Consider the following 12,814-nt stretch of genomic DNA (forward strand, 5'->3'; position numbering starts at 1 on the left):
AGTAAACGCAAAGGAACCTTTCTCGATGGGTGAGTTAGCCAAAGAGATCCTGCCGGTAAATATAGAAGACGAACTCAAGCAGTCCTACCTGGATTACGCCATGAGCGTAATCGTGGGGCGGGCCCTGCCGGATGTTCGCGATGGTCTCAAGCCTGTACACCGGCGAGTCCTGTTCGCCATGTCCGAACTGGGCAATGACTGGAACAAGGCCTACAAGAAGTCCGCCCGTGTGGTGGGTGATGTTATCGGTAAATACCACCCTCATGGTGACTCTGCGGTCTACGACACCATTGTTCGTATGGCCCAGCCGTTTTCGCTGCGCTATCCGTTGGTGGATGGTCAGGGTAACTTCGGTTCCATCGATGGTGATAACGCGGCTGCCATGCGTTACACCGAAATTCGTATGGAGAAGATCGCCCACTCGCTGCTGGCGGATCTCGACAAGGAAACCGTGGATTTCGTGCCCAACTATGACGGCACCGAGCAAATCCCGGAGGTCTTGCCGACCCGCGTACCAAACCTGCTGGTGAACGGCTCTTCCGGGATCGCGGTGGGTATGGCGACCAATATTCCGCCTCATAACCTGACGGAAGTGGTTAATGGCTGCCTCGCGCTAATCGATAACCCGGACATGACCGTCGATGAGCTGATGGAGCATATCCCGGGGCCGGATTTCCCGACCCAGGGCATCATCAACGGCCGCGCCGGGATCGTCGAGGCTTATCGGACTGGTCGGGGGCGTATCTATATCCGTGCCCGTCATGAAATTGAGCATGACAAGAAGACCGGCCGCGACGCCATCATCATTACCGAACTGCCGTACCAGTTGAACAAAGCACGGTTGATCGAAAAGATCGCTGACCTGGTTAAAGAAAAGAAAATCGAAGGCATCTCCGAGTTGCGGGATGAGTCCAACAAGGAAGGTATTCGGGTGGTGATCGAGTTGCGTCGCAACGAGAACCCGGATGTCATCATCAACAACCTGTTTGCCCAGACCCAGCTTGAAACGGTCTTCGGCATCAACATGGTGGCGTTGATCAATGGCGAGCCCAAGATTCTCAATCTGAAAGAGATGCTGGATGCGTTCGTACGCCATCGTCGTGAGGTGGTGACACGTCGGACCATCTATGAGCTGCGCAAGGCCCGCGAGCGGGGCCACATTTTGGAAGGCCTGACTGTAGCGCTGGCCAACATTGACGAAATCATCGAGCTGATCAAAACGTCTCCCTCCGCGGCTGAGGCCAAAGAGAAGTTGATGGCTCGCGGTTGGTCCCCCGGCGATGTTCTGGCGATGCTGGAACGGGCTGGCGAAGACGCCTGCCGTCCTGACGACCTGCCGGAGGTCTTCGGGCTGAGAGATGGCCTGTACCATCTGTCACCAGAACAGGCTCAGGCCATCCTGGACTTGAGGCTGCACCGCCTGACCGGTCTGGAGACTGAAAAACTCCAGAACGAGTACAAGGAAATCCTGGAAAAGATTGCTGACCTTCTGGACATCCTGGGCAACCCGGAGCGCCTGCTCCAGGTCATTCGTGATGAGCTGGCGGAAGTGGTTAACGACTATGGTGACGAGCGCCGTACCGAGATCACCAGCTCCCGTCGTGACCTGACTATTGCCGATCTGATCGACGAAGAAGATCTTGTTGTCACGATTTCCCATGGGGGCTATGCCAAGACCCAGGCCGTTACCGATTACCAGGCCCAGCGCCGGGGCGGTCGCGGTAAGGCGGCCACCACCATGAAAGAAGAAGATTTCATTGAGAAGCTGTTGGTGGCCAATTCCCACGACACTATTCTCTGCTTCTCTAACCGGGGCAAGGTTTACTGGTTGCGAGTGTTCGAGATTCCGCGTGCAAGTCGCGCCTCCCGTGGCCGCCCGATGGTCAATATCCTGCCATTGGACGAGGGTGAGCGGATCACAACCTTCCTGCCGGTGTCCGACTATGCGGAAGACCATTATGTGCTGATGGCGACGTCCAACGGCGTCGTCAAGAAAACGCCGCTTCCGAACTTCTCCCGTCCGCGCAGCAGTGGCCTGATTGCGTTGAGCCTCGATGAAGGCGATACCCTGATTGGCACTGCAATCACCGAAGGGAACGCTGAGGTCATGCTGTTCTCGTCCGCGGGTAAAGCCGTGCGCTTCAATGAAGAGGCTGTTCGCCCCATGAGCCGTACGGCCAGGGGTGTCCGCGGGATTCGCATGCCGGACGGGCACCAGGTGGTGTCGCTGATTATTCCTCAGGATAACGGCGTTATCCTCACCGCCAGTGAGAACGGCTACGGCAAGCGCACCGCCATTGAAGAGTTCCCAACCTACAGTCGGGGTAGCCAGGGGGTTATCGCCATGCAGTGTTCGGAGCGTAATGGCAACCTGGTGACGGCACTGCAACTGTTCGACGGTGATGAAATGATGTTGATCACCGACAAAGGCACGCTGGTTCGAACCCGCACCGATGAGGTATCGGTGCTGAGCCGGAATACCCAAGGGGTCAGGCTGATCAAGCTGTCTCAGGAAGATGAGCGCCTGGTGGGTGTCGAGCGGATCGCTGAGACCGACGAAGAGCCGGAAGAGGGCGTGGATAGCGTCGACGGTGTCGAAGGTGGTGAAGCCATGGACGCGGGTGAACAGTCCGACGAAGACTGACGCGTCACAGGTCAGTTCCGGTGTGGCCAGTGTTGCTCATCGGAACTGTCTTACTACTTGAATGTTGAGAGATCGGAAAAGCATGAGCAGGGCATACAACTTTTGCGCGGGGCCGGCAACATTGCCGGAAGCGGTGCTGAAGCAGGCACGGGAAGAGATGCTGGATTGGCGCGGCAGCGGCATGTCGGTCATGGAAATGAGTCACCGGAGTGACGAGTTTGTTGAGATTGCCGATACCGCTGAGCGTGATTTCCGCGAGCTTGCTGGTGTGTCAGATGACTACGCCGTGCTGTTCATGCAAGGTGGTGCCAGCAGCCAGTTTGCGACGATTCCGCTGAACCTTCTCGGTGATAAAACCCAGGCGGACTACGTCAACACCGGTATCTGGTCCAAGAAGGCCATTGCCGAAGCTGCTCGCTATGCAGAGGTCAATGTTGTCGCCACTGGCGCGGACGCAAACTTCACCTCGATTCCGGAGCAGGCGGGCTGGAAAACCAACCCCAATGCCGCCTACCTTCACTACACCCCCAACGAGACAATCGGTGGTGTAGAGTTTGATTTTGTGCCGGAAAGCGGCGATGTGCCGTTGGTGGCAGACTTCTCATCCAGCATTCTTTCAAGTCCGTTGGATGTGTCCAAATTTGGTCTGATTTACGCCGGTGCCCAGAAAAATATCGGTCCGTCTGGCCTCGTGGTTGTAATCATCCGCAAGGACCTTCTAGGTAAGGCCCGCGATATTACGCCAACCATGATGAACTACCAGGTGATTGCTGAAAACGGCTCCATGTACAACACGCCGGCGACCTATTCCTGGTACCTGGCCGGCCTGGTGTTCAAGTGGGTCAAGGCTCAGGGTGGCGTAGAGGCCATGGGGCAGCTGAATGATCGTAAAGCCCGCAAGCTGTATGACTTTATCGATGGCTGTGACTTCTACGCCAATCCGATCGATGCGCGTTTCCGCTCCCGGATGAACGTGCCGTTCACGCTGGCGGATGATGCCCTGAACGGCGATTTCCTCAAGGGGGCGGATCAGCGTGGTTTGTTGAACCTGAAAGGTCACCGTTCCGTTGGTGGAATGCGCGCAAGCATCTACAACGCCATGCCAGAGGCAGGTGTGGATGCGTTGATTGAGTATATGGCGGCATTTGCGGAGGAGCGTGGCTGATCATGAGTGATGAGCAGACCAAGCTTGGGGAGCTGAGAGACCGTATTGACGGTATTGATCAGCAAATCATGGATCTGATCTGTGCCAGGGCTCGCTGTGCCCAGGAAGTTGCCGAGGTCAAAATGACCTATAACCCCGGCCAGGACGTGTTCTTTTATCGTCCTGAACGGGAGGCTCAGGTACTGCGTCGGGTGATGGAGGAGAACCCTGGTCCTTTGTCTGGTGAGGAGATGGCCCGCCTGTTTCGGGAAATCATGTCCGCCTGCCTGGCTCTGGAAAAGCCAATGCACATTGCCTTCCTTGGCCCGGCCGGCACCTTTACCCAGGCTGCTGCCCTGAAGCATTTCGGACACTCTGTGGTGAGTGTGCCACTGGCTGCGATCGATGCTGTGTTCCGCGAAGTCGAGTCTGGTGCGGCCCATTACGGTGTTGTGCCCGTGGAAAACTCCACGGAAGGCATGATCAATCACACCCTCGACATGTTCATGCAGTCATCGCTGAAGATTTGCGGTGAAGTCCAGTTGCGCATTCATCATCACCTGCTGGCATCTGCTGAGACCCGTGAAGGGGAGATTCGCCGGATTTATTCCCACCAGCAGTCCCTGGCCCAGTGTCGTCAGTGGCTGGATGCCAACCGCTATGGTATCGAACGAGTCCCGGTAAGCAGTAATGCCGAGGCGGCCCGTCGTGCTTCTGAAGAGCCGGGCACGGCTGCGGTTGCAGGCGATATGGCGGCGGAGCTGTACGGTCTGGAAAAGCTTGCTGGAAATATTGAGGATCGCCCTGATAACACGACCCGCTTCCTGATTATCGGTCGGGAGGAGGTTGGTCCCAGTGGTCATGACAAGTCCTCCATTCTGGTTTCGATGCGCAACAAGCCTGGTGCCCTTTACCAGTTGCTTGAGCCATTTCATCGCCATGGCATCAGCCTGACCCGTATTGAAACGCGGCCGTCACCCAGTGGTACCTGGGCTTATGTGTTCTATATCGATTTCGAAGGACATATGGATGATCCCCAGGTAGCCAAAGTGCTGGCCGAAATCGATGAAGAGGCCGTTGAACTCAAGCGGTTGGGTTCCTACCCAATCGGTGTGCTCTAGTCAGAAACCGTGTCGCCGGACCCTGCCGGTCCGGCCTGGGAGACCCTACTATGTCGTTTGACGTTCAGGCATTGGCTGTCGAGGGGGTGAGGGCGCTGTCTCCTTACCAGCCGGGTAAGCCGATTGATGAGTTGGCTCGTGAGCTTGGGCTGGATCCGTCTGGCATTGTGAAACTCGCCAGTAATGAGAATCCGCTGGGGCCCAGTACGTTGGCCCTGGAGGCGGCGCATGCTGCGCTGGCAGAACTTTGCCGGTATCCCGACGGCAATGGCTTCGCATTAAAGGCGAAGCTGGCGGATCGGTTGAAGCTGGAGTCCGCTCAGATAACCCTTGGTAATGGTTCGAATGACATCCTAGAAGTCATTGCCCGGTGTTTTGCGGACCACACATCAGAAATTGTGTTCTCCCAGTATGCGTTTGCGGTCTATCCACTGGTTGCCCAGGCCATTGGTGCCCGGGGAATCAGCGTTCCGGCACGGGACTGGGGGCATGATCTGGACGCTATGGCTGCGGCAGTCACTGAGCGTACCAGCATCGTCTTCATTGCGAACCCGAATAACCCGACCGGTACGGTGCACAGCGGCGAGGCTATTGAAGCTTTTCTCGACCGGGTACCTGAGCGGGTTCTGGTGGTGCTGGATGAGGCCTACTGTGAATACCTGGAAGACGGCAGTCAGGACGATAGCCTGGCGTGGCTGTCGCGCTATCCCAACCTGATCATCACCCGTACGTTCTCGAAAGCCTGGGGATTGGCTGCATTGAGGGTTGGGTACAGTCTCAGTTCTCCGGAGATTGCCGATATCCTAAACCGGGTTCGTCAGCCGTTTAACGTAGACTCTATTGCCCTCGCGGCGGCTACTGCGGTGTTGGGTGATCAGGCGTATCTGGACCGTTCGCGTCAGGTGAACAGTGCTGGCCTGAAGCAGTTATCAGAAGGGTTTGAGGCGCTTGGCCTGGGGTATATTCCTTCGGCAGGCAATTTCATTGCCGTCGAGATTGGCGGCAACGCTGGCGATATCTATCAGGCACTGCTGCGCAAAGGCGTGATCGTTCGGCCGGTAGCTGGTTACGGCATGCCGGGGCATTTGAGGGTGTCGGTCGGCTTACCGGAAGAAAATGCTCGCTTGCTGACTGCGCTGGGCGAAGTACTTGCAGAGACAGGAACTGGTGGTCGTGGCTGAGCCAACCCCCATATTTCAGCGGATGGCGGTGATCGGCCTGGGCCTTATTGGTGGGTCGATGGCCGCAGCGGTGCGCCAGAACCGCTTGGCCGGCACGGTGGTGGCCTTTGACAGGCGCTATGAGGACGCTTTGTTAGGTCAGGAGCTTGGTGTGATTGACGAAGCCGCGGCAAGTATTGCCGACGCGGTAACCGGAGCGGACCTGGTAGTCGTGGCGGTTCCGGTTAGGGCAACGGAAAGTGTGCTGGCGGAAATAAAGCCTCACCTGGCGCCAGGCACCTTGTTGACAGATGTCGGCAGCACCAAGGCGAGTTTTGTTGGGGCGGTTGAGTCGGTGTTTGGTGAACTGGGGGCGAACATTATCCCTGGCCATCCCATTGCGGGCTCTGAAAAAAGCGGTGTGGCCGCCGCCAACCCCGCATTGTTTGCGCAACATAAGGTTATCCTGACCCCGGGTGAGGGTACGGACCCAGTAAAGCTGGATTGGCTCACCCGTTTGTGGGAAGGCTGCGGCGCAACGGTATTGACGATGTCGGTTGCTTACCACGACGAGGTACTCGCGGCGACCAGTCATCTTCCCCACCTTATTGCCTTTTCACTGGTGGATACCCTGGCCGGTGAAGACCAGAATATGGATATCTTTCGCTACGCGGCTGGCGGCTTTCGTGACTTTACCCGGATTGCAGCGAGCGATCCGGTGATGTGGCACGATATTTTTCTGTCCAACAGGGACGCCGTGCTGCGGGTTATTGATCATTTCAGTCGCGACCTGGACCAGCTCCGCACGGCCATAGCCAACCAGGACAGCGCTACGTTACTCACGGTTTTTAGTCGTGCCAAGGCGGCGCGGGAACACTTCTCAAAAATGCTTTCAGGACAGGCCTACGTGACAGATATGAGCCAGAATCAGGTGACATTCCATCTTAAACCCGGTGGCCGGATGGTCGGTGATATTCGGGTTCCGGGCGACAAATCCATCTCCCACCGCTCCATTATGCTGGGGGCGTTGGCTGACGGTGTGACCGAGGTTAACGGGTTCCTGGAAGGTGAGGACAGCCTGGCTACCCTTCAGGCTTTCCGGGATATGGGCGTGACTATCGAAGGGCCTGATAATGGCTATGTCCGCATTTACGGGGTAGGCATTGACGGCCTGCAGGCGCCGAGAGGGCCGCTTTACCTGGGGAATTCCGGGACCGCGATGCGGTTGTTTTCCGGCCTCCTGGCGGCACAGCCTTTTGACTCCGAACTGACCGGTGACGAGAGTCTGTCCAAGCGGCCTATGGGACGAGTGGCGGATCCGTTGAAGGCGATGGGCGCGGTCATTGAAACGGCGGAAGCCGGGCGCCCGCCCCTGAAAATCCGGGGCGGTCAGGCACTGACCGGGATTCACTATGAGATGCCGGTAGCCAGTGCGCAGGTTAAGTCCTGTTTGCTGCTGGCAGGGCTGTATTCCGAGGGGGCGACGTCTGTGACCGAGCCGGCGCCGACGCGAGATCATACTGAACGTATGCTGGAAGGGTTTGGCTACCATGTTCACCGCAATGGTGCTGTTTCCAGCGTCAGCGGAGGGGGGCGCCTGACGGCGACGGCGATCGACGTGCCAGCGGATATTTCATCCGCAGCATTCTTCCTGGTGGCAGCCAGCATTGCACCGGATTCTGACCTGACCCTGCGCCATGTGGGCATGAACCCGACCCGGGTGGGTGTTATCACTATCCTCCGGTTGATGGGCGCAGACATTGAAGTCTCCAACGAGCGGGAGGTGGGTGGTGAACCCGTCGCCGACCTGCGAGTGCGTTCAGCTAACCTGAAAGGTATTGATATCCCTGAAGATCAGGTGCCCCTGGCGATTGATGAATTCCCCGTTTTGTTCATTGCGGCCGCATGCGCCGAAGGTGAAACCATTCTTCGTGGTGCAGAAGAATTGCGGGTGAAGGAAAGTGACCGTATTCAGGTCATGGCGGATGGCCTTGAGGCTCTGGGTGTCCGGACCACGGTAACACCAGACGGTATTGTTATTCCCGGTGGTCAGACCATCGGAGGTGGTTCCGTGGATAGCCATGGCGATCACCGTATTGCCATGTCATTTGCGGTGGCTTCGCTGCGGGCGGTTGGTGATATTGTCATCAATGATTGTGCAAACGTGGCGACATCGTTCCCGGGGTTTGTGGAGTTGGCTCGCTCCACGGGGATCCAGATTAGCGCCGAAGGGATCTGATTTATGGCAGCGAACCCTGTTCCGGTTATCACGATCGACGGCCCCAGCGGGTCTGGCAAGGGCACGGTCACCCAGATGCTGGCCCGGCGGTTGGGGTGGCACTTGCTCGATAGCGGCGCCCTGTATCGGCTGACTGCCTTGGCGGCGGTGAGACAGGGAGTGTCATTCGACGATCACGCAGGGCTGGTTCAGGTGGCGGCATCGTTGGATGTTCGTTTCGAGCCGACCCCTGCGGGAGAGCCTGTGCGGGTTGTTCTTTCTGGCGAGGATGTTACCCGGGAAATTCGCACCGAAGCGGCTGGTGATAATGCCTCCAAGGTCGCAGTGGTTCCTGCGGTGAGGGAAGCGTTGCTGCAGCGCCAGCGGGATTTTCGTCAGGCCCCGGGCCTGGTGGCTGACGGGCGCGACATGGGAACGGTGATTTTTCCGGACGCGCCGACCAAGATATTCCTGACGGCGAGCGCTGAGGAACGAGCCGAGAGGCGTTATCGCCAGTTGAAGGAAGCGGGGCACGATGTTAAGATTGATGCCCTTTTAGACGAGATACGGGCACGTGATGACCGAGATATGAACCGGTCTGCGGCCCCGCTCAAACCTGCGGATGATGCGCAAGTCATTGATTCCACAGGATTGAGCATTGAAGAGGTGTTGGAGAAGGTAATGGCCGCATCAGGTCAGGCCTAGCCGCACCTTTTTGTCGTTGGAATGCCGTAGGTGGCGTTAAATCGGCCAGCCCCAGGCCATGTACGGTAAATTACTAACAGACCGTGTTGCTGGTAGCACGGAGTTAACTTGCGTTGATCATAGGACACATAATGACCGAGAGCTTTGCGGATCTTTTTGAAGAAAGCCTGAAAGAAATTGACATGCAACCAGGTTCCATCGTCCAGGGAACCGTGGTTGATATCGACAACGACTGGGTTACTGTTAACGCTGGTCTGAAGTCAGAGGGTGTTATCCCTGCCTCCCAGTTCCTGAACGAAAAAGGCGAGCTGGATATCCAGATTGGTGACGTTGTCGACGTAGCTCTCGACGCTGTTGAAGACGGCTTCGGTGAAACCCGTCTGTCCCGCGAAAAAGCTAAGCGCGCTGAAGCCTGGAAGGTACTTGAGAAGTCCTTCGAAGCTGAAGAAGTCGTTAAGGGTGTGATCAACGGCAAGGTTAAGGGCGGCTTCACTGTCGACCTGGCTGGCATTCGTGCCTTCCTGCCTGGCTCTCTGGTTGACGTTCGTCCGGTTCGCGATACTGCGCACCTGGAGAACAAAGAGCTGGAATTCAAGGTCATCAAGCTGGACCAGAAACGTAACAACGTGGTTGTTTCCCGTCGTGCCGTTCTGGAAGCTGAAAACAGTGCTGAGCGCGATGCCCTGCTGGAAACCCTGACCGAAGGTCTGGAAATCAAGGGTATCGTCAAGAACCTGACCGACTACGGTGCGTTCGTAGATCTGGGCGGTGTTGACGGCCTGCTGCACATCACTGACATGGCCTGGAAGCGCATCAAGCATCCGAGCGAGATTGTTAACGTTGGTGACGAAATCTCCGTTAAGGTCCTGAAGTTTGATCGCGAGCGTAACCGCGTATCTCTGGGTCTGAAGCAGCTGGGTGAAGATCCTTGGGTTGATATCAAGGGCCGTTACCCTGAAAACGCCAAGGTCAAGGCTCGTGTTACCAACCTGACCGACTACGGCTGCTTTGCTGAGCTGGAAGAAGGTGTTGAAGGTCTGGTTCACGTATCCGAAATGGATTGGACCAACAAGAACATCCATCCGTCCAAGGTTGTTCAGGTTGGTGACGAAGTTGACGTCATGATCCTGGATATTGACGAAGAGCGTCGTCGTATCTCCCTGGGTATCAAGCAGTGTGTTGCGAACCCGTGGGAAGAGTTCTCCGGCAACTTCAACAAGGGCGACCGTATCTCCGGTAAGATCAAGTCTATCACTGACTTCGGTATCTTCATCGGTCTGGACGGTGGCATTGATGGTCTGGTTCACCTGTCCGACATCAGCTGGAACGAGACTGGTGAGGAAGCGGTTCGCGAATACAAGAAGGGTGACGAAGTTGAAACCGTTATCCTGTCTGTTGATCCTGAGCGCGAGCGCATCTCCCTGGGTATCAAACAGCTGGAAAGCGATCCGTTCGCCGAGTTCGTTCAGCTGAACGACAAAGGTTCCATCGTTAAGGGAACTGTTTCCGCTGTTGACGCCAAGGCTGCAACCATTGCCCTGAACGACGAAGTTGAAGCCGTGCTGAAAGCTTCTGAAATCAGCCGTGACCGTGTTGAAGATGCTCGCAACGCCCTGAACGAAGGCGATGAAGTTGAAGCGAAGATCATCAGCATCGATCGCAAGAACCGCATCATCAACCTGTCTGTCAAGTCCAAAGACGTTGACGAAGACAAGCAGGCGCTTGATAACGTTCGCAAGGCCTCTGAAACTTCTGGTGCGACCACCATCGGTGATCTCATCAAAGAGCAGATGCAGCAGCAAAACGCTAACAAGGACTAATACTCCTTTTTAGTATGAAAAAAACGGGCTGTAACAGCCCGTTTTTTTTGTGTTTTTTTCTGGTTTGGCTAAACTAGAGGCATGTGCTGTCTCCTGCAGCGTCCCCGCGAAAAGAATGAAAAGGGATGAGCCTCATGACGAAGTCTGAACTGGTAGAGTTGATTGCTTCCAAGCAAACCCAGCTTTCCGTGAAAGATGTAGAGCTGGCTGTAAAAACCATTATCGAGCATATGTCTCAGTCACTGGCCGATGGTCAGCGTATAGAGATACGTGGCTTTGGCAGTTTTTCCCTGCACCATCGGGCTGCGCGTACCGGTCGGAACCCCAAGACGGGAGACGCGGTGCAATTGCCTGCCAAGTTTGTTCCGCATTTCAAGCCGGGCAAGGAGCTCAGGGAGCAGGTCAACGACAGCATGAAGCAGGGCTTCTGACCGGCTTTCCTTGATGCTGTGTTTTAGAGTTGCCGGTATTGAAGGCATAGAGATCAGAGGGAGCTTGCGTTAATGGCCGGATTGCAGAAGGTCCTGATCATCCTGTTGGTGCTGGTTCTTGTCCTGGTGGCGTTAGTATTTTCGCTCAACAACCAGGTGGCTGTTCCCCTAAATTTTCTTGTTTTTGAAACTCAGCCGCACGGTATCGCTGTCTGGATTATTATGGCTTTTGTTCTGGGGGCTCTTTCTGGCATCCTTATCACCGTGCTTTCGACAGTTCGAACCTCTGTATCTCGTCGACAGTTGCAAAAACGCCTGACTCGGGCCGAGCGGGCACTGGAGGACTCCAAGAGTCACGGTAACCGGACGCTTTAATGGATATCATTTTTCAGTGGCTGCTGTTGACGGCTGCGGTTGCTGCTGGGTGGTTCATGGGGCGGTTCGGGCGGTCATCACGTCGTGGTGGCCGTTCTGTCGATGATGAAGCCTCCGTTCGGGATCGGCTGCAATTCCTGTTTACCAACTACTCCGACCAAGCCGTTGAAAACTTTGTGCAGTCCTTGGCGGTTAACCCCGAAACTGTTGCTTTGCACCTCTCCATAGGGTCTCACTTTCGTAATAAGGGTGAGACTGATCGCGCGATCGTTATCCATCAGAATCTCCTGGCCCGGCCGGAATTGCCGGCCCGCTATCAGCCGCAAGTCACCTTTGAGCTCTCTCTCGACTACACCGCTGCAGGCTTGCTTGATCGTTCAGAGGCGTTGTTGCATCAGCTGATGGGAGATCGGGACTATGGTCGTAAAGCAGCGCTTCAACTCATAGAGCTTTATCAGCAGGAGCGTGAGTGGGGGAAGGCGGGTCAGGTTGGCAGGACGCTGCGGGCCAACAAAGCGGACCCGGAGCTCGATAAGGTGCTGGCCTACATTACCTGTGAGTTAGCGGACTTGGCGGTAACGAGAGATGATCGTTGGTCGGCCAATAAGTTGATCAAGGAGGCTCTTGATTATGACCGCTCCTGCGTTCGTGCGACGTTTATCCAGGTGAAGTTGCTGGTACGTCAGGGCAGTTATAAAGAGGCTGCTCAGCACTGTATCAAGGTGTTTGATCAGAACACGGCCTTTGGCCCCGAGGCGGTAGACCGCTTGATGAAGTTGGAGCGGGAGCACGGTGATGTGCGTCGGGTGGGCAAGCGGCTCAGGAAGCTGTACGACACCTGGCCGAGTACGAGTCTCCTGCTGGCGGTGGTTGAGTCGGTTGAGCATGCCGCTGGTCGCCCGGCTGCGATTGAATTGTTGAGGCATGAGCTGGAGTTGCGGCCGAGTGTTCGTGGCTTGCTGCGGTTGGTGGAAATGGCCGGTTATGAGAAGGGGATGACAACGGATGAGGGGCGGCTTGTAAGTCGGATTGGGCATCTCATTCTGGCGAATCGGCCGGTTTATCGTTGCGTCAGTTGCGGCTTTTCCGGGCAGCAGCTGCATTGGCTGTGCCCGAGTTGTAAGACCTGGGAATCTGTCCGCCCGATCCAGGGGGTTGAGGCAGAGTGACAGGTGAGTATGAATGTAGACCGGATA

At 56.3% G+C, this 12,814-nt stretch carries 10 protein-coding genes; all 10 read left to right on the forward strand.

Annotated features, from left to right (window positions below; translation table 11 throughout):
* Window positions 1–25: 25 nt before the first annotated feature.
* The 10 genes from gyrA (at window position 26) to lapB (ending at window position 12,787) form a co-directional block, all read left to right on the forward strand.
* On the forward strand, window positions 26–2,644 hold the full coding sequence (gyrA, locus tag BMZ67_RS08310) for a DNA gyrase subunit A (protein ID WP_092021540.1): 2,619 nt from the start codon (window positions 26–28) through the stop codon (window positions 2,642–2,644).
* An 82-nt stretch (window positions 2,645–2,726) separates the two neighbouring features.
* Complete coding sequence (serC, locus tag BMZ67_RS08315) at window positions 2,727–3,809, forward strand: 3-phosphoserine/phosphohydroxythreonine transaminase (protein ID WP_092021542.1); 1,083 nt, start codon at window positions 2,727–2,729, stop codon at window positions 3,807–3,809.
* 2 nt (window positions 3,810–3,811) lie between these two features.
* Window positions 3,812–4,909 carry a prephenate dehydratase gene (gene pheA, locus BMZ67_RS08320; protein WP_092021543.1) on the forward strand — a complete coding sequence of 366 codons (1,098 nt, stop codon included), beginning with the start codon at window positions 3,812–3,814 and terminating at the stop codon, window positions 4,907–4,909.
* A gap of 50 nt (window positions 4,910–4,959) precedes the next feature.
* Window positions 4,960–6,090: a histidinol-phosphate transaminase gene (gene hisC / locus BMZ67_RS08325; RefSeq protein WP_092021545.1), complete on the forward strand. Its 1,131-nt coding sequence runs from the start codon at window positions 4,960–4,962 to the stop codon at window positions 6,088–6,090.
* A 22-nt stretch (window positions 6,091–6,112) separates the two neighbouring features.
* Complete coding sequence (locus BMZ67_RS08330; RefSeq protein WP_245749934.1) at window positions 6,113–8,308, forward strand: bifunctional prephenate dehydrogenase/3-phosphoshikimate 1-carboxyvinyltransferase; 2,196 nt, start codon at window positions 6,113–6,115, stop codon at window positions 8,306–8,308.
* Between the two features lie 3 nt (window positions 8,309–8,311).
* Window positions 8,312–8,992, forward strand: a complete 681-nt coding sequence (cmk, locus tag BMZ67_RS08335) for a (d)CMP kinase (RefSeq protein WP_092021549.1) — start codon at window positions 8,312–8,314, stop codon at window positions 8,990–8,992.
* A gap of 131 nt (window positions 8,993–9,123) precedes the next feature.
* Window positions 9,124–10,812, forward strand: a complete 1,689-nt coding sequence (rpsA, locus tag BMZ67_RS08340; protein ID WP_092021551.1) for a 30S ribosomal protein S1 — start codon at window positions 9,124–9,126, stop codon at window positions 10,810–10,812.
* A gap of 134 nt (window positions 10,813–10,946) precedes the next feature.
* A complete protein-coding gene (locus tag BMZ67_RS08345) occupies window positions 10,947–11,243 on the forward strand; it encodes an integration host factor subunit beta (protein ID WP_092022125.1) in 297 nt (98 codons plus the stop codon).
* 72 nt (window positions 11,244–11,315) lie between these two features.
* Window positions 11,316–11,618 carry a LapA family protein gene (locus BMZ67_RS08350; RefSeq protein WP_092021553.1) on the forward strand — a complete coding sequence of 101 codons (303 nt, stop codon included), beginning with the start codon at window positions 11,316–11,318 and terminating at the stop codon, window positions 11,616–11,618.
* Complete coding sequence (lapB, locus tag BMZ67_RS08355) at window positions 11,618–12,787, forward strand: lipopolysaccharide assembly protein LapB (protein WP_092021555.1); 1,170 nt, start codon at window positions 11,618–11,620, stop codon at window positions 12,785–12,787. The genes BMZ67_RS08350 and lapB overlap by 1 nt, the downstream gene beginning before the upstream one ends.
* Window positions 12,788–12,814: the final 27 nt, after the last annotated feature.

It is taken from the genome of Marinobacter zhejiangensis, from assembly GCF_900114775.1.
Lineage (GTDB): Bacteria > Pseudomonadota > Gammaproteobacteria > Pseudomonadales > Oleiphilaceae > Marinobacter > Marinobacter zhejiangensis.

What these genes read in the sequence shown, in the direction of transcription:
- BMZ67_RS08350 (WP_092021553.1), top strand. Translation starts at nt 11,316, where the DNA reads ATGGCCGGATTGCAGAAGGTCCTGATCATCCTGTTGGTGCTGGTTCTT.
- BMZ67_RS08330 (WP_245749934.1), top strand. Translation starts at nt 6,113, where the DNA reads ATGGCGGTGATCGGCCTGGGCCTTATTGGTGGGTCGATGGCCGCAGCG.
- serC (WP_092021542.1), top strand. Translation starts at nt 2,727, where the DNA reads ATGAGCAGGGCATACAACTTTTGCGCGGGGCCGGCAACATTGCCGGAA.
- cmk (WP_092021549.1), top strand. Translation starts at nt 8,312, where the DNA reads ATGGCAGCGAACCCTGTTCCGGTTATCACGATCGACGGCCCCAGCGGG.
- hisC (WP_092021545.1), top strand. Translation starts at nt 4,960, where the DNA reads ATGTCGTTTGACGTTCAGGCATTGGCTGTCGAGGGGGTGAGGGCGCTG.
- BMZ67_RS08345 (WP_092022125.1), top strand. Translation starts at nt 10,947, where the DNA reads ATGACGAAGTCTGAACTGGTAGAGTTGATTGCTTCCAAGCAAACCCAG.
- gyrA (WP_092021540.1), top strand. Translation starts at nt 26, where the DNA reads ATGGGTGAGTTAGCCAAAGAGATCCTGCCGGTAAATATAGAAGACGAA.
- rpsA (WP_092021551.1), top strand. Translation starts at nt 9,124, where the DNA reads ATGACCGAGAGCTTTGCGGATCTTTTTGAAGAAAGCCTGAAAGAAATT.
- lapB (WP_092021555.1), top strand. Translation starts at nt 11,618, where the DNA reads ATGGATATCATTTTTCAGTGGCTGCTGTTGACGGCTGCGGTTGCTGCT.
- pheA (WP_092021543.1), top strand. Translation starts at nt 3,812, where the DNA reads ATGAGTGATGAGCAGACCAAGCTTGGGGAGCTGAGAGACCGTATTGAC.